Source organism: Roseobacter sp. HKCCD6576-2 (genome assembly GCF_013179285.1).
In the GTDB taxonomy this organism is placed as follows: Bacteria; Pseudomonadota; Alphaproteobacteria; order Rhodobacterales; family Rhodobacteraceae; genus Rhodophyticola; species Rhodophyticola oceani.
The window spans coordinates 18,105-36,648 of record NZ_WVNW01000004.1 but is presented as its reverse complement, the minus strand read 5'-3'; the positions used below and the strand labels follow the sequence as shown (position 1 = coordinate 36,648).

Genomic DNA, 18,544 nt, shown 5'->3' with positions numbered 1-18,544 from the left:
TGTGGTGTCTACTGCAAGTCCCCGAAAGCAGCCTGCATGCGCCGTACCGCATCCTCGATCACCGACCGAGGCGCGGCGATATTGAAGCGGAGGAAGTCTTCACCGCCTTTGCCAAAGGTCGGTCCATGGTTGACCGCAATCCCCGCATCCTTAGCGGTGCGGCGGGTGAACTCCGCCATCTCCATCCCGGTGCCGGCGAAATCGACCCAGGCCAGATAGGTGCTTTCCAATGCCATCGAATGCAGCCCCGGAATCGCATTGATGCCTTCGTCGAAAATACGGGCGTTTTCGGCCAAATAGGGGATCAGTTGATCCACCCACTCGGCTCCCGCGGGAGAATAGGCCGCCGTCGCCATAAAGAGCCCGAAGGAGTTCGGCGACATACCCATGGCCATCATCCGCGCCGCAAACTGCGCCCGCAGGTCGGGGTCTTCGATGATCACATTGCCCACATGGGAGCCCGCGATGTTGAAGGTCTTGGTGACCGCCGTCATCATGATCAGCCGGTCGGTGATGCCTTCGATCTGTGCCATCGGGATATGTGCATGGCCAGGCATGACCAGGTCGTGGTGGATCTCGTCGGAGACGATCAGGAGTTCATGCCGCTTCGCAAAGGCAGCCAGCGCCTGCAGCTCGGCGCGGGTCCAGACCCGCCCGCCTGGGTTATGCGGTGAGCAGAGGATCAGCATCCGCTCATTGCCCGTCATCTGCGCATCCCACGCGTCGATGTTCAATTCATACCGGCCATCGACATTGATCATTTCGCATTCGACAAGCTCCCGACCCGCCGCGCGGATTACTTTGGCGAAAGCATGATAAACCGGGGTCATCAAGACGATGCCATCGCCCGGCTGCGTATATGCGTCGAGGCACATGGCGGTGCCGTTGACCAGCCCGTGGGTGGTGAAAATCCAATCCGGCTCGATCTTCCAGCCGTGGCGGTTTTCCATCCACCAGCAGATGGCGGCCCGGTATTTGCTGTCATCGCCGAAATAGCCATAGACGCCATGATCGACCATCGCTTGCACGGCATCTTGGACGCAGGCCGGTGGGCGGAAATCCATATCGGCGACCCACATGGCGATGCCTGTTTCCGGGTCAACGCCATAAAGCTGCTCCATCATGTCCCATTTCACGCAATGAGAACCACGGCGATCGATAATCTCGTCAAATGACATGTCTGTCCCTCCGATATCCGCGCGCTAAGCTAGCGATGCGGTGCCGGGGTGCAAGGGCTAGTCGTCCTCCGGCAGGGCAAAGAGGTCATGCACGCTGACCTCCAATTCATCGGCCAGACAAAGGGCGAGGTATGTGGAGGGGGTAAAGACGCCGTTTTCGATCGTGTTGATGGTCTTGCGCGAGACGCCCACCGCCTCGGCCAGGTCCGCCTGGGTCAGGCCAGCCTCGGTCCGGTGGGCTTTCAGATGCACGATCAGTTTGGCGCTCATTCGGCGCGGCCTCGAAAGATTGAGGCGAGGTAATGTGCCGAGGGCGCGGCGCCCAGAACCGGTCCGAGCCAGAAGAACGCCATCGCCGGATCCAGCCGATCGGTCAGAACCAGGACAAGAAAAAAGAGGAAGACCGCCAGCACAGCCCAGAAGCCGAAGATGAGGCTGTCGCGATGGGCGGCGATGTTTTGTTCGTCCCAAGCCGCCTCCGCCGCCTCCGGGTGACGCCGATGCATGATCGCCGACAGCACGGCATAGGCGATCGCTGTACCGCCGATCACCCAGGCCCAGGTCAGACCCGAGGGTCCGATCGAGGCGATCGACGCGCCCACCGCGGCGAGGGCGAGAAGAACCATTGTGGCGCTGCCGATGAGGCGCAGGCGGGCAACGGGATTGCTGGACATGGAGGTGCTCCTTTCACATGAGCGCTAAGTAACCTTTGGGTTACATAAGGCGCACAATAAGTAACGTCAAGGTTACATTCACGCCTTCGATTCAGAAATATGTCCGGGAGGCGCGCGAAGGTAGCGGGGGCTGCCCCCTCGCCCGTTGCCCCGGCGCTCCTGATCGCCTATCTCCCTGTCCATGAAACGTCCTATTTTGATCCATCCCGACCCGCGCCTGAAGAAGGTGGCCGACGCGGTGCCCGATATCTCCGATGAGCTGCGGGCGCTGGCCGATGACATGTTGGAAACCATGTATGCTGCGCCCGGGATTGGGTTGGCGGCGCCACAAGTGGGTATTGGACGTCGGTTGATCGTACTTGATTGCATCAAGGAAGAAGGCGCGGAGCCCCGGCCGCTGGCGATGTTCAACCCGGTTGTGGTGGCAAGCTCAGATGAGCGGAACGTCTATGAAGAGGGCTGTCTCTCAATCCCCGAGATTTATGCCGATGTGGAGCGCCCGGCAGAGGTAACTGTCGAATGGATGGACCGCGACGGCGCGGCGCAGAGCGAGACCTTTGACGGGCTCTGGGCGACCTGCGTGCAGCATGAGATCGACCATTTGGACGGTAAGCTCTTCATCGATTATCTGCGCCCGCTGAAGCGGCAGATGATCACCCGGAAAATGGTCAAACTAAAGCGCGAGTTGGCGCGGGAGAAGGCGTGAGCCTGTTGCCCATCCTGCTCTGGCCTGATCCGCGCCTCAGCAAGGTCTGTGCGCCGGTTTCGGGTGATGTTTCGGATTTGGCGACCGATATGCTCGAGACGATGTATGCCGCGCCGGGGCGTGGCCTGGCGGCGCCGCAGATCGGTGTTTTGCAGCGACTCTTCGTTATGGATGTGGGTTGGAAAGATGGGGATCGAGATCCGCCGGTCTATATCAACCCCGAGATTGTGGCGCGGTCTGAGACGGTTGTGACGGGGCCGGAGGGGTGTTTGTCGATCCCCGGTGTGACCGCCGATGTGACGCGGGCGGACTGGATTGTCCTGCGCTGGACAGACGAGACAGGCGCGGTACGCGAAGAGCGCCTGGATGGGTTCGCGGCCATTTGTGCGCAGCATGAATATGATCATCTGGATGGCATCGTGACGTTCGATCGGGTGTCTTCCGAGGCGCGGCGGGCATTGGAGGCAGACTATGCCAGCTAAGCCCTTCGTGATGTGGCCGGACAAGCGGTTGCAGACCGTGTGCGACCCGGTTGAGGCCGTGACGGACGAGGTCCGTGCGATTTGGGATGATATGGTTGAGACCATGGACGCGATGCCGGGCGTTGGTCTGGCCGCACCGCAGATCGGCGTGATGTTGCGCCTTGCGGTCGTTGATGCGTCTGATGAGCGGGGCAAGGCAATCCGCATGGCCAACCCGGAGATTTTGCGCGCCAGTGTGGAGTTGCGGCCCCATGTGGAGGCCAGCCCCAACCTGCCCGGCGTGCAGGCCGAGATCAAACGGCCCCGGGCGGTGACGGTCAGCTATATGGACGGCGCGGGTATCCGGGTGCGCAAAGATTTGGTGGGCCTCTGGGCGACCAGCGTTCAACATCAGATCGACCATCTGAATGGCCGGATGTATTTTGACCGGCTGAGCCGGGTGAAACGGGACATGTTGGTGAAGAAGGCGAGGAAGCGCGCGTGAAGATCGTGTTTATGGGAACGCCGGATTTCTCAGTGCCGGTGTTGGACGCTTTGGTGACGGCGGGCCACGAGATCGTCGCGGTCTATTGCCAGCCGCCGCGCCCGGCGGGGCGGGGCAAGAAAGACCGACCTTCGCCGGTCCAGGCGCGGGCGGACGTGCTTGGGCTGCCTGTTCGGCATCCGGTCTCGCTGAAATCTGCAGAAGCGCAGGCGGAGTTTGCGGCTTTGGACGCGGAGGTCGCCGTTGTTGTGGCCTATGGGCTGATCCTGCCGCAGGCGGTGTTGGACGCGCCGACGCATGGGTGCCTGAATATCCACGCCAGCCTCTTGCCGCGCTGGCGCGGGGCGGCTCCGATCCACCGGGCGATTATGGCGGGTGATGCGGAAACCGGGGTTTGCATCATGCAGATGGAGGCGGGCCTGGATACCGGGCCGGTTTTGTTGCGCCGGGCTGTGCCGATTGAGGCGGAAGAGACCACCGGCGCATTGCATGATCGGTTGAGTGCTCTGGGGGCCGAGGCGATTGTCGATGCGCTGGCTGGTTTGGAGACGTTGACGCCAGAGGTGCAGCCTGAAGACGGCGTGACCTATGCCGCGAAGATCGACAAGGCCGAGGCGCGTATTGATTGGGGCCAACCGGCCGTTGAGGTGGATCGGTTGATCCGAGGGCTGTCACCCTTTCCGGGCGCGTGGACGATGCTGGACGGGCGGCGGATCAAACTCTTGCGGAGCCGGGTGGCGACGGGTGATGGTGGCCCAGGTGAGGTGTTGGAGGGGTTGCGCGTGGCCTGCGGCAACGGCGCGGTCGAGATATTGGAGCTTCAGGCTGAGGGTCGAGCTCGGCAAGACGCCGCAGCGTTTCTGCGTGGCACCTCGGTATCGCCGGGCGTGGTTTTGGGAGAGATCAGATGATTCTGTTTTCGTTTTTCGGCTCGCTGATGATCGCAGGGATCGTGGCTTATCTGTTCGAGAAATGGGGCTGGACGCATAACGGGCTGATCCCGTCAGTCCTGATCGCGTTCGGCGCCGTGCTGATGTTGTTTTTCCTGCGCTCGCTTTTCGGGCTGAGCTTCGGGCGGCCCGGGGTGGACGCCATTATCGGCTCGGCTGCGGCGCTGATCTTGATCCCGACGGAATGGGCCAATCGGCGGCGAAATCGGCGGAAGTAAGCCCTGCGCCCGTTGCCAAATTGAGCGCCTTCGGCGCGCTGTCTTTGGTTCGGGCGGCGATCTGTCGGGCGGTGTGGTCCGCAGGCGGGCTCTTGAGCGATCTTACGATTTCGGCGGGCGCGGTTTGTAGACCGGCAAGCGCCATCCGAAGGCCAGTGAGCCGGCGCGCAGGGCGAAACAGGTCGCGATGCAGGCGATGATTGGGGCGAGTGAATGGGGCGTTGCCAGAGGCGTGATCAGCGCCGCACCCGCCCCCGCGAAGGCGGCCGTGACATAAAGCTCCCCCTGTTTCAGAACCAAAGGTAACTCGTTGCAGACCACATCGCGCATGAGTCCGCCAAGCGTGCCTGTTGCCACGCCCATTACGAGAACAATTGGGGCAGATTGATCCATCGCGATGGCAACGCTGACACCTGCGGCGACCGCAACAGCGAGGGCAGCGGCGTCGAGCCAGAGGATCAGCTTATAGCGGCTTTCGAACAGATGAGCGGTGAAGAACACGATCAACGCGGCGATGCAGGCGATGCCGAGATAAGTCGGATCGGCGAGCCAAAAGACCGGATCGCGGTTGAGCAGGAGATCGCGGATTGTACCGCCGCCGACCGCGGTGAGGCAGGCGACGAAGAAGAACCCAATGATATCGAGTTGTGCGCGCGAGGCCACCAGCGCGCCGGTCAGTGCGAAAATCGCCACGGACATATAATCGAGCGTCGCGATCATTTGGGTTTGAACGGCGCCATACCCGCGCGGGCCAGTTCGTCTGCGCGTTCGTTTTCGGGGTGACCCGCATGGCCTTTGACCCATTCCCACGTCACCTGATGGCGCGCATTGGCAGCATCGAGGCGGCGCCAGAGGTCTTCGTTTTTCACCGGCTTTTTCGTCGCAGTGCGCCAGTTGTTACGCTTCCAGTTGTGCAGCCAGGCGGTAATGCCGCCTTTGACATAGGCGCTGTCGGTGACGACGGTCAGCGAGGACGGGCGTTCCAATGCTTCCAGCGCGTGGATCGCGGCGAGAAGCTCCATGCGGTTGTTGGTGGTCTCAACCTCGCCGCCCTTTAGCTCACGGGTTTTGACCACGCGTTCACCGTCCCTCGCGATGAGCAAAGCGCCCCAGCCTCCGGGGCCGGGATTGCCTGAACAAGCGCCGTCGGTATAGGCGAAAAGCTCAGCCATGGGCGGTGATCAAGATGAAGGGGTCTGTCGTGCCCGCAAGGCCCGTGCCAGTCCCGGTTGTGACATCCGATACGGTCAAGCCGAGGCCCTCCAAGGCTGTGCGCAATTCGGTTTCGGAGTAATAGCTGTAGAACCTGCCCAAAGCATCGCGCCCTTCGCCGGTGCCGAGTTTCATGCCCAGATAGAGATAGCCACCTGGCCGGAGCGCTTTCGCCAGCGCGGTGAGATGGCGCGGGAAATCGGCGCGCGGCGCATGAAGCAAGCTGAAGCTCGCCCAGATCCCGTCATACGCCTCGGTTTCGGTCACATCGTCGAAGGTGCCGAGCCGGGCGTCGATGCCAACGGATTGCGCCGCGGTGACAAAGGCGGGGGTGGCATCCAAGCCGATGACCGCGAACCCCGCATCTTGCATGGCTTTGGCTTGCAAACCGGGGCCGCATCCAAGATCAAGGATCGTCCCACCCGCAGGCAGGCAGGCAAGAAAAGCCCGGAGGCTTTCGGTCTGCGCGTCGTTGATGTCCAAGGCGGCATAGCTCGCAGCCCGCGCATCATAGGCATCAATCGTCCCCTGATCGCTCATGTGACGACCCCGATCCCGAGACAAACCACGACAACAGCGGTCAGGATCAGACGCAAACGCATCCACCATTGCGGTGCAAGCTCTTGTCGCCAAAACATGTAATCGAGCGGCAGCAGCGCGATGAACCCGGCCAAAAGCGCTACTGCGGCCGTGTTTGGATTGCCGCCAGCCATGAAGAACGCCCAAAGCGCGGGCAGGGTAGAGAGCGCATAGCCGCTGGCCGCGACGGCTCCCGCCGCACGTGTGGCAAAGCCCCAAAGCGTGCCAGACATGAAGCAAAGGATCACGATCCCATAGCTTTGCAGCACAAACGGGCCGGTAAGGGCGGGGCCAAGGCTGCGCACCGACCAACCCTGGAGCGCGGGGCTCGCCAAAGTGGCCGCGCCCCACAGAAAGGGGATCAGCCCGGCAAGCCCGAGGATCAGGGCGGAGGGAGGAATACGCATCATAGCCAGGGTTCTGCCCAAGCCGGTTGCGCTCGGCAAGGGCCGTTTGTCAGAAAACCGTTCAGCCTAGGGCCTGGTTCAAGCCCGCTCAAACGCCAAGCGACCCGCCAAAAGTGCAAAAATGCCGGCGAAGCTGCGGTTGAGCCAGCGCATGACCCGGGCGCTGCCCAAGATCCAACTGCGCGCTGCCGCCGCGAAGACGCCATAGAGCAGGAAGACGGCGAAGGTGAGTGCCATGAAGATCGCCCCGAGCAGCGCCATTTCCGCTGTCGCGCTGGCGGGATTGCCGGAGAGAAACGGCGGCAAGAGTGCCAGGAAGAAGATCGAAAGCTTGGGGTTCAAGATGTTGATCAAAGCGCCACGCCGGGCGATGCGCCAGAGATTTTCGGGTTTTGCTTCTTCGCGGATCGCGAGCGCGCCATCGGATTTCAGGGCCTGCCAGGCGAGATAGAGCAGATAGGCGACCCCGGCGAACTTCACCACCTGGAAGAGCAGCGCCGAGGTGTGCAAGAGCGCGGCGAGGCCAAGCGTGGCGGCGAGCAAATGCGGCACGATCCCAAGCGTGCAGCCAAAGGCCGCCGAAATCGCGGCGCGCCGACCTTGGCCAAGGCCAAGGGCCAGCGTGTAGATCACGCCGGTGCCCGGGGCGATGACAACGACGAAAGCGGTGACGAGAAACTGTAGAGAAATCATGGTGCGCGCATCCTTCCGCAGAGGTATCCGCGAAGGAGAGCCGATTTAGGCCGGTTCGCGCAAGACCCTTGGGACCTTGAATTCGACATTTTCGACAGCCGTCTCGACTTGATCGACCGAGACGTCATATCGCGCGCGGAAGGCGTCGATCACCTCGTTGACCAGAAGTTCCGGGGCCGACGCGCCGGCTGTGATCCCGATCGAGGTGATCCCGTCCAGCGCCCGCCAGTCGATATCAGTCGCGCGCTGGACAAGCTGGGCATAGTCGCAACCTGCCCGCGCGCCGACCTCGACCAGGCGTTTGGAATTGGAGGAGTTTGGCGCACCGACCACCAGCATGGCGTCAGCTTTCGGCGCCATTGCTTTGACCGCCTCTTGCCGGTTGGTCGTAGCGTAGCAGATGTCTTCCTTATGCGGCCCGATAATGGCGGGGAAGCGGGCCTGCAAGGCCGCGACAACCTCGGCCGTGTCATCCACGCTGAGCGTGGTCTGGGTGATGAAAGCCAGTTTCTCTGGATCACGCGGTGTGATCTCGGCGACATCTGCGACCGTTTCCACCAGGATCACCTCGCCGGGCGGCAGTTGCCCCATGGTGCCGACGGTTTCGGGGTGGCCCTCATGGCCGATCATCACCATTTGCAACCCGTTGGCGTGGTGGCGTTCCGCCTCGATATGCACTTTGGAAACCAGCGGGCAGGTGGCATCGACAAACACCATCTCGCGGCGCGAAGCCTCTGCGGGGACGGCCTTCGGTACGCCATGAGCCGAGAAAATCACCGGGCGGTCATCGGGGCATTCGTCTAATTCTTCGACGAACACGGCACCCTTGGCGCGAAGGTCATCGACGACGAATTTGTTATGGACGATCTCATGGCGCACATAAACCGGCGCGCCCCATTTCCCGAGCGCCATTTCGACGATTTTGATCGCCCGGTCGACACCGGCGCAGAACCCGCGCGGGGCGGCGAGATAGAGCGTAAGGGGCGGTTTGGTCATCTGAGCCTCCGACATCACGCGATAGGTAGGGGCAAGCGCCGTCGCCGTCCAGAGGCGGATCGGCGCAGCGGCTTGCCGGAATGCAGTTTGCGGCGCAGGATAGAGGTGGGGAGGACATCATGGCATCGGATAAGGCGCATTGGGATGCGGTCTATGCTGCGCGGGACGAAGACGCGTTGACTTGGTTTGAGGCGACGCCCGATCTGTCGCTGCAGATGATCCATGCCTATCTGATGCCAGCGGACGCCATCTTGGATGTTGGCGGCGGCGCATCACGTCTGGTCGATGCGCTGTTGGCGGATGGATATGGCGATGTCACTGTCTTGGACCTATCCGATGCAGCGCTCGCGATCAGCCGGGATCGATTGGGTGTACGCGCCGCGTCGGTCCGTTGGATCGCGGCAGACATCACAACCTCGCGCCCAGACCGACAGGTAACGTTGTGGCATGACCGGGCCGTATTTCATTTCCTCACCACGGAGGAAGACCGCGCGGCTTATGTCGCCGCGATGAGGGCGGCTTTGAAACCCGGTGGCTACGCCATAGTCTCAAGTTTTGCCTTGGATGGGCCCGAGACCTGCTCGAACCTGCCGGTTCAACGCTATGCGCCCGAGACGTTGGCCGCGACGCTGGAGGCGCTCGCACCGCGTCAGTTTCGCTTGATCGAGAGCTGCCCTCACGTGCATGTGACCCCCAAAGGCAATCAACAATCCTTTCAAATCAGTGTGTTTCAACGCATGTAAGATCGACGATCCAGCCAAATAGAACTTCGGAGACCCGCTGATGTTGATGCCCCGCCAGAAAACCCCTGACCTCACTGTGCCGCTTTTGGGAGGCGGTCAGTTCGATTTGAGCGCTGAGGACAGCCCGCGCGGCGTGGTCATCTGTTTCTACCGCGGGCTGCATTGTCCGCTTTGCGCGACCTATCTGACAGAGTTCGAGAAGCTTGCGGGTGACTTCGCCGAGCGGGGTGTGGCCTCGGTTGCGATCTCGTCGGATGGTCAAGAGCGGACGCAAGCTATGTCTGATAAGATCGGCGCTGAGAAACTGCGCTTTGGTTATGATCTGACCCTTACAAAAGCGCGTGAATGGGGCCTCTATATCTCGACCTCGCGCGGGAAAACGTCAATTGGGATCGAAGAGCCACCGCTCTTTGCCGAACCGGGTCTGTTTCTGATTAACCCCGATCAAACGCTCTATTACATGTCGGTGCAGACCATGCCGTTTGTGCGCCCACATTTCCGGGAGCTGTTGGGGGCGGTCGATTTTGCCATCGACAAGAATTACCCGGCGCGGGGCGAGTATGACGGACCGGTCTAAGATCTCTATTAACGAAAAACCCCGCCAAGTTGGCGGGGTTTTGTATCTGATCAGGTCTCAACCGTTTCGATTTCATGCTCATCCATCTCCCGCGGTTCGCGGGGTGGTCGGCCAATAACGTCCTTCAACTCATCCAGTTCGATGAAGTTATCGGCCTGGCGGCGTAGATCATCGGCAATCATCGGAGGCTGACTGCGAATCGTGGAGACCACCGAGACGCGCACGCCTTTACGCTGGAGCGCGGCCACGAGCGGCCGGAAATCACCATCGCCAGAGAAGATCACGATGTGATCGACATGCGGCGCAATCTCCATCGCATCGACGGCCAACTCGATATCCATATTGCCTTTGACTTTGCGGCGGCCCTGGCTATCGGTGAATTCTTTGGCCGGTTTGGTGACCATGGTGAAGCCGTTATAGTGCAGCCAGTCGACCAACGGGCGAATGGGCGAATAGTCGTCATTCTCCAGAAGGGCGGTATAGTAGAACGCACGCAGGAGCTTGCCGCGCTGCATGAATTCCTGGCGGAGGAGCTTGTAGTCGATGTCGAAGGCCAGCGCTTTGGCGGCGGCGTAGAGGTTCGATCCATCGATGAACAGCGCCAACCGTTCGTCTCGGTAAAACATTGGGTGGTCCCGTGAGTATTTGTGGCGCCAATCGCGTGGAATGATAATGGAGTGAGAACAAAATCTACGACCGGCAATACAAAGGAAAATAGGTGAACTATCGGCAACCGCAAGCATCGAAGCGTCATCAGACCGTCACACGCGCATTGGTCGCCGTGGGTTCAAACGTTTCACTTGCAAGAAATCCGCCGGTTTCGGTGGTTTGCGCGGCCATGAAAAAATTAGCCGATCTCGAAAATGCGACGGCACATTTCAGCCGACTTTATCAAACGCCTGCCTTTCCGGAGGGTGCTGGACCTGACTTTATTAACGCTGCCCTGACGCTTTCATGGCAAGGCGAGGCGGCGGATCTGCTCACGCATCTGCACTGGGTTGAACGTAGTTTTGGCCGGACCCGGCGCACCCGATGGGAGGCCCGGGTGTTGGACCTGGATTTGATCGCATTTGGTGATCAGGTTTTGCCAGATTTGGAGACGCAGGCCCGGTGGCGGAATCTGCCATCTGATCGGGCGGCGGAGATTGCGCCAGAAACGCTGATCCTGCCACATCCACGCTTGGCTGAGCGGGTCTTTGTCTTGGCCCCGCTGGCCGATGTGGCGCCGGACTGGGTGCACCCCGTGACCGGCCTAACGATCGCAGAGATGTTGGCCGCGCTGCCACAGGCAGATCGAGACGCCATCACGGTGGTTGATCCGCCCGCCGGGGCCTTGCCTTTCCCACCAATCGGCGATACATGACAGGCTTCTGACCCTCCCGAAACAGGATGCTGGAGTTTCTTGAATGGCCCGCGTGACGGTTGAAGACTGCGTTGACAAGGTTCCGAACCGGTTTGAACTGGTGATGCTCGCCTCGCATCGTGCCCGCGAGATTTCTGCGGGCAGCCCGCTGACCATCGACCGGGACAACGACAAGAACCCGGTTGTGAGCCTGCGCGAGATCGCCGACGAAACTCAAAGCGCCGATGATCTGCGTGAGCGTCTGATCGAAAGCCATCAGACCCAGATCGAGGTGGACGAGCCCGAAGAAGACGCCATGGCGCTCTTGCAGGGTGTGGAGCAGGACAAGCCAGCTCAGGACGATATGTCCGAAGAGCAGATGCTGCGTGCTTTGATGGAAGCGCAGGGTCAGAAGTAATCGGGACGCCGGCGCGGATGGAGGATCGATGATCGACGCCTCTGACCTGCTCAGCCTGGTCAAGAATTACAATCCAAAGTGCAATGAGGCGCTCTTGCTGGGCGCCTATGACTATGCGCGCGCCATGCATGAGGGGCAGACGCGGCATTCCGGTGAGCCTTACTTCACGCATCCCGTGGCGGTGGCTGCGATTCTGACTGAACAGCGGTTGGATGATGCCACGATTGCAACCGCGCTTCTGCATGACACGATCGAAGACACCAAGGGCACGTATTCCGAGATTGTCGATCTCTTTGGCAAAGACGTGGCCGAATTGGTCGACGGGGTCACCAAGCTGACCAATCTGGAACTGTCGAACCGCGAGAGCAAACAGGCGGAGAATTTCCGCAAGCTCTTTATGGCGATGTCCAAGGACATGCGGGTGATCTTGGTGAAGCTCGCCGACCGGCTGCATAATATGCGGACGATCCGGCATATGCCGCAGGAGAAACAGGCCAAGAAGGCCCGTGAGACCATGGACATCTTCGCACCGCTCGCCGGGCGGATGGGGATGCACTGGATGCGCGAGGAGTTGGAAGACCTGGCCTTCCGCGTGCTCAACCCCGAGGCCCGCAACTCGATCATTCGGCGGTTTTTGACGCTGCAGAAGGAATCGGGCGATGTGATCCCGAAAATCACCGACGATATTGAGACGGTGATGGAGAAACACGGCGTGACCGGCGAGGTGTTTGGCCGGGCGAAAAAGCCATTCTCGATTTGGCGGAAGATGCAGGAGAAAGAGCTCGCCTTCTCGCGGCTTTCTGACATCTATGGGTTCCGTGTGATCACCGAGACCGAGGATGATTGCTATCGCATTTTGGGGGCGATCCATCAGCGTTGGCGTTCGGTGCCGGGGCGGTTCAAGGACTATATCAGCCAGCCGAAATCGAACGGCTATCGCTCGATCCACACCACTGTGTCGGGCCGCGATGGCAAACGGGTCGAAGTGCAGATCCGGACCCGGCAGATGCATGATGTAGCCGAATCCGGGGTGGCGGCGCACTGGTCCTATCGCGATGGTGTACGGGCCGAGAACCCGTTTGCCGTCGATCCGGCAAAATGGCTGGCGAACCTGACCGAGCGGTTCGAAATGGCCGAGGATCATGACGAGTTCCTCGAACATGTGAAGCTCGAGATGTATTCCGACCAGGTGTTCTGCTTCACGCCCAAGGGCGATGTGGTGAAACTCCCGAAAGGCGCGACACCGCTTGATTTCGCCTATTCGATCCACACGCGGATCGGGCATTCCTGCGTTGGGGCCAAAGTCGACGGTATCCGCGTACCACTCTGGACGCGGCTGAAAAACGGCCAGTCGGTCGAGATTATCACGGCAGAGGGGCAGACGCCGCAAGCGACCTGGATCGACATTGCGGTGACCGGGAAAGCCAAAGCTGCGATCCGCCGCTCTCTGCGGGAGGAAGATCGCGGGCGCTACATCAAGCTGGGCCAAGAGCTGGCGCGGGTGGCGTTTGAGCATGTGAACAAGAAGGCCACCGACAAGGCGCTGGCGACGGCGGCGAAAACCCTGGGGCTCGACAGTGGCGATGAGCTTTTGGCCCGGATCGGCAGTGCTGAGTTGTCTGCGCGTGATGTGGTGGCCGCGCTTTATCCCGAATTGCTGACCGAAGGGGAGACGGGCGACGTTGATGCGCGCCGCGCGGTGATCGGCCTGCCGCCGGGGTCGATGATCCACCGGGCGCAATGCTGTCAGGCCGTGCCGGGGGAGCGGATCGTCGGCATCACTTATCAAGGGCGTGGCCCGGTGGTGCATGCGATCGATTGCCCGGCCTTGGCGGATTTGGATGATCAACCGGACCGCTGGATTGACCTGCATTGGACCGAAGGTCGCCACGCCCCTGTCCATAATGTGACTGTAGATGTCACACTCAGCAATGATAATGGCGTGTTGGGACGCATCTGCACATTGATCGGTGAGCAGAACGCAAATATCTCGGACCTACATTTCATTGATCGAAAGCCGGATTTCTATCGTCTGCTGATCGACTTGGATGTGAGAGACGCCGAACATCTTCACGCGGTGATGATGGCGGTCGAGGCCGATAGCGATGTGGCCACCTTGGAGCGGTGCCGAGCCTTGGAGCGCCGCCCCTAAGCTGGCCCAAATGGGAGGAGACCAGGCTTGGTCTTCAAGCGACGCGATAACCGCCCCTGGGGGCAAGTCGTGGCCGAGTGGATTTATCCGCGCGGTGGCTGGGCGCGTGCGTTTCAATATATCAAACATCGGCTGCGGCGATTGCCGGGCACGCCGGAGACCATTGCGCGCGGCATTTTTGCCGGTGCGTTCACGGTCTTCTCGCCATTTTACGGGCTGCATTTCGTGGTTGCGGCTGTCCTGGCCAAGCTGATGCGCGGCAATATCTTGGCCGCGTTGCTTGCAACCTTTATCGGCAACCCGCTGACCTATATCCCAATCGGGATCATCTCGCTGCAAACCGGGCATTTCCTTCTGGGCAGTCAGTTGCGCAGCGATGTCGAAGGCAATCTCTTCGTCAAATTCTCGCGGGCCGCAGGCGATCTCTGGCATAACTTTGTGGCAATCTTCACACCGGCCGAGGCGCATTGGCATGAGCTTGGTGTCTTCTATCGCGACGTATTCTTTCCTTACATGATCGGCGGCATCATCCCGGGGCTGATCTGCGGCACCGTCTGCTACTATCTCAGCGTTCCGGTGATCCGCGCATATCAGAAACGTCGCGCGGCCAAGCTGCGCAAGAAAATGAAAAAGCTGCGGGAACAGACTGGCGCAGAGGCGGCAAAGCAGTAGGTTGGACCCGAAAGGGGACGGCAGATGGCAGAGCGACTCAGGCTAGGGGTAAATATCGACCATGTGGCGACGCTTCGGAACGCACGAGGCGGTGCGTTGCCCGATCCGGTGCGCGCGGCCATGGCGGCGCAAGGGGCGGGGGCCGATGGCATCACCGCACATCTGCGCGAAGATCGCCGCCATATCCGCGACGAGGATATCGAGGCGATCCTGAAGGCCATCGAGATCCCGCTGAATTTCGAGATGGCCGCCACCGATGAGATGCAAACCATTGCCCTTCGGCACCGTCCGCATGCGGCCTGTATCGTGCCGGAGCGGCGCGAGGAGCGCACCACCGAGGGCGGGCTTGAGGTGGCCGGTGACCAGAACAAGCTGGCCGATTTCATCGGGCCGCTCTCGGAAGCTGGGTGCCGCGTATCGCTGTTCATCGCGCCCGACCCGGTGCAGATTGAGGCCGCGCATCGCATTGGCGCGCCAGTCATCGAACTGCATACGGGGGCCTATTGCGATTTTGATGCAGAGGGCGATATCGCCGCGCGGGATGCGGAGTTTGCCCGCCTGCGCGACGCCGCGATCCAAGCCGATGATCTCGGGCTCGAGGTCCATATGGGCCATGGGCTGAATTATACCAATGTGGCACCGGTCGCAGCTCTGCCCCAGGTGAAAGAGTTGAATATCGGCCATTTCCTGATCGGCGAGGCGGTCTTTGTCGGCCTGCCTGCTGCTCTTGCGGAAATGCGGCGGCTGATGGATGAGGCGCGGGCATGAGCGGGCTCGAACTGCTTATTGTTCTCGCCGCTTGGGGGATTGGCGCGGGCAGCCCCGGCCCTGCAACATTGACCATTGCGGGCACGGCGATGGATCGCGGGCGGCGCGACGGCATGCTGACCGGGTTGGGTGTTCTGGCCGGGTCGTCCTTCTGGGGGCTTGCCGCGATGTTTGGGATGAGCGCCCTGATGCTGAGCAATGGCTGGATCGTTGAGGTCTTGCGCTATCTGGGCGCGGGCTATCTCCTTTATCTGGCGCTGAAGTCTCTGCGCTCGGCGATCACGGCGGCGCCATTGATCGCAACTGGAGGCCGGACGGGCCTGCCGCCTTTTCTCAAGGGGCTTTTCGTGCACCTGACCAATCCGAAGCCGATTTTTGGATGGGGTGCTGTGTTTGCGGTGCTCGTGCCACCCGGGTCAGACTTCACCGCGTTGATCACAATCTACCTGTCTCTGGTGAGCGTCTCAGGCGTGATTTTCGTCGGGTATGGCGCACTCTTCGCCGCTGGCGGCGTGATGCGGGTCTATCAGCGGATGAAGCGCGGCTTCGAGTTGGTCTTTGCGGCGTTGTTTGGCGCAGCGGCGTTGAAGATTCTGACGACGCGGCTGACCTGACGGCGGCGTTGCGGAGGTATGATGACCGATCCCACATTCCTTGCGGCAATAACCAGCGTGGCCACTTTTGTTTTTGCGGCGGGCTCGCCCGGCCCGGCAACCCTGGCGGTGTCGGCAACAGCTATGGCGGGTGGGCGCGCGCGCGGCATGGCCTTGGCGGCAGGATTGACCTTCGGGCTGGCCTTTTGGGGTGGTGTTGTGGCTTTGGGCTTTGGCGCATTGGTCGCCGAAAGCGCAGCCATTCTGACGGTTTTGAAACTGATCGGTGCTGGCTATCTCTTCTATCTCGCGATTGCATCGGGCCGGGCCGCCCTCCGCCCGGCCAAGCAGGAGAATTTGACGCCGCTTGAGGAGCCTGCGGGGCGTCTCATGCGGCGTGGCCTGTTCCTTAATCTGAGCAATCCGAAAGCGGTCCTAGCCTGGGTCGCGGCGCTTGCATTAGGTACTGAGGCAGCCTCGACTAGCGTGGTTTCAATTCTCATCGTTGTGATTTGCGCTATGCTCGGCGGCGTCATTTACATCGGCTATGCCACGCTCTTTTCACTTGCCCCGGTCATGGCTTGGTATCAACGGTTCCGCCGCTGGATCGAAGGGGTGTTTGCGGCTCTCTTCGCGGGCGCGGCCCTACGGCTTTTGGTGTGGCGGGGGGCGGAATGATCCTTGGTATCGGCACGGATCTGGCAAATATCGAGCGGATTCAGGGCACGCTTGATCGGTTCGGTGATCGGTTCCGCAACCGGGTTTTCACCGAGATCGAACAGAAACGCGCCGAGCGGATGCCGGATCCGGCTGCTGTTTATGCCAAACGATGGGCGGCGAAGGAGGCGTGTTCCAAGGCGCTTGGCACCGGGTTGCGCATGGGGATTGCCTGGAAAGACATGGCGGTCACCAATTTGCGGACCGGTCAGCCGGTGATGCATGTCACGGGCTGGGCCAAGGAGCGGCTGGATCAGATGACGCCCGAAGGTCATGAGGCCATCCTCCATGTGACGCTCACCGATGATCACCCTTGGGCGCAGGCCTTTGTGGTGATCGAGGCTGTGCCCGAGGGGCAGGTGCCCACCCGCCCGCCGATGCCCCGGCCCAGGCGTCCGCTTGCTTGACACCGGCCAGGGCAACGCTCATGACACGCGGGACCAAGGAACGGCCCTAAACGAGGCAGGATAAATGGCGGCAGAGGCAAAGAAAGATGGCATCTGGGAAACGGTGAAGACCGTGGTCTATGCCCTGTTGATCGCGGGCGTCTTCCGCACGCTGTTCTTCCAACCGTTCTGGATTCCGTCCGGTTCGATGAAAGACACGCTCTTGATCGGCGATTTCCTGTTCGTCAATAAAATGGCCTATGGCTATTCGCAGCATTCCTGCCCGTTCTCCATGTGCCCGTTTGAGGGGCGGATCTTCGGGTCTGAGCCGGAGCGGGGCGATGTGGTTGTCTTCCGCCATCCGGTCAACGGCAGCGATTTCATCAAGCGCGTCATCGGGCTGCCGGGCGACACGGTGCAGATGCGCAATGGCGTGCTTTATGTGAATGGCGAGGTGGCGCGGCTTGAGCCGGAAGATCCGTTTTCAGAACTGTTTGAGCAGCAGGGCCCGATTGGCCATGTGCCGCGCTGTTCCAATGCGCCGGTCGGGCAAGGCGGTGAATGTTTGAAAGAGCGCTTCACCGAGGCGCTGCCAAGCGGTCCGACCCATTCGGTGCTCAATATCGAGGACGGGACGCGCGGCGACGACACGCCGCTTTTCACCGTTCCCGAGGGGCATTTCTTCGCCATGGGCGACAACCGTGACAACAGCCTCGACAGTCGTTTCCCGCAATCGGTGGGCGGGGTCGGCATGGTGCCGATGGAAAATCTGATCGGTCGGGCGGATCGGGTGATGTTCTCGTCGGCCGGGCGGCGGATGGTCTATTTCTGGACCTGGCGCTCAGACAGATTCTTCCGGGCGATCGAGTGAAACTGTCGAAGGATCTCAGCGCGTTTTGCGACCGGTTGGGGCATGTGTTTGACGACCCCGCGCTCTTGATCCGCGCGCTGACCCATTCGTCGCTCTCGACCGAGACACGGCCCGACAATCAGCGTTTGGAGTTCCTGGGTGATCGGGTTTTGGGTCTGGTGATGGCCGAGGCGGTTCTGGCGCAGGACCCGACAGCGCCCGAGGGGACGTTGGCCCCACGGTTCAACGCCTTGGTGCGCAAGGAAACCTGCGCCGATGTCGCCCGCGAGATCGATCTCGGCGCTGTGTTGAAGCTTGGCAAATCCGAGCAGATGACCGGCGGGCGCCGCAAAAACGCGCTTCTGGGTGACGCGATGGAAGCGGTGATTGCGGCGGTCTATGAAGACGCCGGTTTCGATGCGGCGCGTGCCCTGGTTCTGCGCCTGTGGGGCGATCGGGTGGCCGAGGTCGATGCGGATGCGCGGGACGCGAAGACAGCCTTGCAAGAATGGGCGCAAGCCCGGGGGCAGACACCGCCGAGCTATGTCGAGATTGGTCGAAGCGGCCCGGATCACGCCCCGGTCTTCACCATTGAGGCACGGCTACAATCGGGTGAAAGCGCCCGGGCCGAGGCGCGGGCCAAACGTCAGGCCGAGCAGGCGGCGGCTGCGGCCCTGATGAGCCGTATGGGCGCGTCGTGAGGGCCGCGTCCGGGGGCCGTTTTCTTCGAAGAAAACGGGCGGAAAA

Annotated in this window: 27 protein-coding genes; 17 read left to right on the top strand and 10 right to left on the bottom strand. The window is 61.2% G+C overall.

Features of this window, described 5'->3' with window-relative positions; genetic code table 11:
* Positions 1–8: 8 nt before the first annotated feature.
* The 3 genes from GTF44_RS14865 to GTF44_RS14855 are packed head-to-tail and all read right to left on the bottom strand — an operon-like array spanning position 9 to position 1,852.
* Positions 9–1,178, bottom strand: a complete 1,170-nt coding sequence (locus GTF44_RS14865) for a MalY/PatB family protein (protein WP_171560424.1) — start codon at positions 1,176–1,178, stop codon at positions 9–11.
* 57 nt (positions 1,179–1,235) lie between these two features.
* Positions 1,236–1,448: a helix-turn-helix transcriptional regulator gene (locus tag GTF44_RS14860; RefSeq protein ID WP_145214768.1), complete on the bottom strand. Its 213-nt coding sequence runs from the start codon at positions 1,446–1,448 to the stop codon at positions 1,236–1,238.
* On the bottom strand, positions 1,445–1,852 hold the full coding sequence (locus GTF44_RS14855) for a hypothetical protein (RefSeq protein ID WP_171560426.1): 408 nt from the start codon (positions 1,850–1,852) through the stop codon (positions 1,445–1,447). The genes GTF44_RS14860 and GTF44_RS14855 overlap by 4 nt, the downstream gene beginning before the upstream one ends.
* A gap of 181 nt (positions 1,853–2,033) precedes the next feature.
* On the opposite strand from GTF44_RS14855, the gene def (GTF44_RS14850) reads away from it, so the two are divergent.
* The 5 genes from def (GTF44_RS14850) to GTF44_RS14830 are packed head-to-tail and all read left to right on the top strand — an operon-like array spanning position 2,034 to position 4,692.
* Positions 2,034–2,558, top strand: a complete 525-nt coding sequence (gene def / locus GTF44_RS14850; protein WP_171560429.1) for a peptide deformylase — start codon at positions 2,034–2,036, stop codon at positions 2,556–2,558.
* Positions 2,555–3,040 (top strand): peptide deformylase, encoded by a 486-nt coding sequence (gene def / locus GTF44_RS14845; protein ID WP_171560431.1) that lies wholly within the window; start codon positions 2,555–2,557, stop codon positions 3,038–3,040. Before def (GTF44_RS14850) ends, def (GTF44_RS14845) begins: the two co-directional genes overlap by 4 nt.
* On the top strand, positions 3,030–3,524 hold the full coding sequence (gene def / locus GTF44_RS14840; RefSeq protein WP_171560434.1) for a peptide deformylase: 495 nt from the start codon (positions 3,030–3,032) through the stop codon (positions 3,522–3,524). Before def (GTF44_RS14845) ends, def (GTF44_RS14840) begins: the two co-directional genes overlap by 11 nt.
* Positions 3,521–4,435, top strand: coding sequence for a methionyl-tRNA formyltransferase (gene fmt, locus GTF44_RS14835; RefSeq protein WP_171560437.1), 915 nt, complete (start codon positions 3,521–3,523; stop codon positions 4,433–4,435). Before def (GTF44_RS14840) ends, fmt begins: the two co-directional genes overlap by 4 nt.
* Positions 4,432–4,692, top strand: a complete 261-nt coding sequence (locus GTF44_RS14830) for a hypothetical protein (RefSeq protein ID WP_145214781.1) — start codon at positions 4,432–4,434, stop codon at positions 4,690–4,692. The genes fmt and GTF44_RS14830 overlap by 4 nt, the downstream gene beginning before the upstream one ends.
* Before the next feature lie 102 nt (positions 4,693–4,794).
* Here the strand turns inward: GTF44_RS14830 and GTF44_RS14825 are convergent, their stop codons facing one another.
* The 6 genes from GTF44_RS14825 to ispH all read right to left on the bottom strand — a co-directional run bounded on the left by GTF44_RS14825 (position 4,795) and on the right by ispH (position 8,579).
* Positions 4,795–5,412, bottom strand: a complete 618-nt coding sequence (locus GTF44_RS14825; RefSeq protein ID WP_145214783.1) for a trimeric intracellular cation channel family protein — start codon at positions 5,410–5,412, stop codon at positions 4,795–4,797.
* Entirely contained in the window at positions 5,409–5,864 is a 456-nt protein-coding gene (rnhA, locus tag GTF44_RS14820) for a ribonuclease HI (protein WP_171560440.1), read from the bottom strand. Before rnhA ends, GTF44_RS14825 begins: the two co-directional genes overlap by 4 nt.
* Complete coding sequence (locus GTF44_RS14815) at positions 5,857–6,444, bottom strand: bifunctional 2-polyprenyl-6-hydroxyphenol methylase/3-demethylubiquinol 3-O-methyltransferase UbiG (RefSeq protein ID WP_171560442.1); 588 nt, start codon at positions 6,442–6,444, stop codon at positions 5,857–5,859. Before GTF44_RS14815 ends, rnhA begins: the two co-directional genes overlap by 8 nt.
* Complete coding sequence (locus GTF44_RS14810) at positions 6,441–6,893, bottom strand: DUF3429 domain-containing protein (protein ID WP_171560445.1); 453 nt, start codon at positions 6,891–6,893, stop codon at positions 6,441–6,443. The genes GTF44_RS14815 and GTF44_RS14810 overlap by 4 nt, the downstream gene beginning before the upstream one ends.
* Positions 6,894–6,968: 75 nt before the next feature.
* Entirely contained in the window at positions 6,969–7,583 is a 615-nt protein-coding gene (locus tag GTF44_RS14805) for a LysE family translocator (protein ID WP_171560447.1), read from the bottom strand.
* 45 nt (positions 7,584–7,628) lie between these two features.
* Positions 7,629–8,579: a 4-hydroxy-3-methylbut-2-enyl diphosphate reductase gene (ispH, locus tag GTF44_RS14800; RefSeq protein WP_171560450.1), complete on the bottom strand. Its 951-nt coding sequence runs from the start codon at positions 8,577–8,579 to the stop codon at positions 7,629–7,631.
* A 119-nt stretch (positions 8,580–8,698) separates the two neighbouring features.
* On the opposite strand from ispH, the gene GTF44_RS14795 reads away from it, so the two are divergent.
* Together GTF44_RS14795 and GTF44_RS14790 are read left to right on the top strand one after the other, a co-directional pair.
* Positions 8,699–9,322, top strand: coding sequence for a trans-aconitate 2-methyltransferase (locus GTF44_RS14795; RefSeq protein ID WP_171560452.1), 624 nt, complete (start codon positions 8,699–8,701; stop codon positions 9,320–9,322).
* Positions 9,323–9,362: 40 nt separating this feature from the next.
* The gene (locus tag GTF44_RS14790) at positions 9,363–9,899 is read left to right on the top strand and encodes a peroxiredoxin-like family protein (RefSeq protein WP_171560455.1); all 537 of its coding nucleotides are present in this window, start codon (positions 9,363–9,365) and stop codon (positions 9,897–9,899) included.
* Between the two features lie 50 nt (positions 9,900–9,949).
* On the opposite strand, the gene GTF44_RS14785 is transcribed toward GTF44_RS14790, so the two are convergent.
* Positions 9,950–10,525 (bottom strand): NYN domain-containing protein, encoded by a 576-nt coding sequence (locus tag GTF44_RS14785; RefSeq protein WP_145214806.1) that lies wholly within the window; start codon positions 10,523–10,525, stop codon positions 9,950–9,952.
* 92 nt (positions 10,526–10,617) lie between these two features.
* On the opposite strand from GTF44_RS14785, the gene folK reads away from it, so the two are divergent.
* The 10 genes from folK (at position 10,618) to rnc (ending at position 18,498) form a co-directional block, all read left to right on the top strand.
* On the top strand, positions 10,618–11,262 hold the full coding sequence (folK, locus tag GTF44_RS14780; RefSeq protein WP_367383378.1) for a 2-amino-4-hydroxy-6-hydroxymethyldihydropteridine diphosphokinase: 645 nt from the start codon (positions 10,618–10,620) through the stop codon (positions 11,260–11,262).
* Positions 11,263–11,305: 43 nt separating this feature from the next.
* Positions 11,306–11,659 (top strand): DNA-directed RNA polymerase subunit omega, encoded by a 354-nt coding sequence (gene rpoZ, locus GTF44_RS14775; RefSeq protein WP_145214811.1) that lies wholly within the window; start codon positions 11,306–11,308, stop codon positions 11,657–11,659.
* Positions 11,660–11,687: 28 nt separating this feature from the next.
* A complete protein-coding gene (locus GTF44_RS14770; RefSeq protein ID WP_171560458.1) occupies positions 11,688–13,811 on the top strand; it encodes a bifunctional (p)ppGpp synthetase/guanosine-3',5'-bis(diphosphate) 3'-pyrophosphohydrolase in 2,124 nt (707 codons plus the stop codon).
* A 27-nt stretch (positions 13,812–13,838) separates the two neighbouring features.
* Complete coding sequence (locus tag GTF44_RS14765; RefSeq protein ID WP_171560460.1) at positions 13,839–14,483, top strand: DUF2062 domain-containing protein; 645 nt, start codon at positions 13,839–13,841, stop codon at positions 14,481–14,483.
* Between the two features lie 24 nt (positions 14,484–14,507).
* Positions 14,508–15,251, top strand: coding sequence for a pyridoxine 5'-phosphate synthase (locus tag GTF44_RS14760; protein ID WP_171560463.1), 744 nt, complete (start codon positions 14,508–14,510; stop codon positions 15,249–15,251).
* Entirely contained in the window at positions 15,248–15,865 is a 618-nt protein-coding gene (locus tag GTF44_RS14755) for a LysE family translocator (protein WP_171560466.1), read from the top strand. The genes GTF44_RS14760 and GTF44_RS14755 overlap by 4 nt, the downstream gene beginning before the upstream one ends.
* 21 nt (positions 15,866–15,886) lie before the next feature.
* On the top strand, positions 15,887–16,522 hold the full coding sequence (locus GTF44_RS14750; RefSeq protein WP_171560469.1) for a LysE family transporter: 636 nt from the start codon (positions 15,887–15,889) through the stop codon (positions 16,520–16,522).
* Positions 16,519–16,968 (top strand): holo-ACP synthase, encoded by a 450-nt coding sequence (gene acpS / locus GTF44_RS14745; RefSeq protein WP_171560472.1) that lies wholly within the window; start codon positions 16,519–16,521, stop codon positions 16,966–16,968. Before GTF44_RS14750 ends, acpS begins: the two co-directional genes overlap by 4 nt.
* A 64-nt stretch (positions 16,969–17,032) precedes the next feature.
* On the top strand, positions 17,033–17,818 hold the full coding sequence (gene lepB / locus GTF44_RS14740; RefSeq protein ID WP_171560474.1) for a signal peptidase I: 786 nt from the start codon (positions 17,033–17,035) through the stop codon (positions 17,816–17,818).
* Positions 17,815–18,498 carry a ribonuclease III gene (rnc, locus tag GTF44_RS14735; RefSeq protein WP_171560477.1) on the top strand — a complete coding sequence of 228 codons (684 nt, stop codon included), beginning with the start codon at positions 17,815–17,817 and terminating at the stop codon, positions 18,496–18,498. Before lepB ends, rnc begins: the two co-directional genes overlap by 4 nt.
* Positions 18,499–18,544 lie beyond the last annotated feature (46 nt).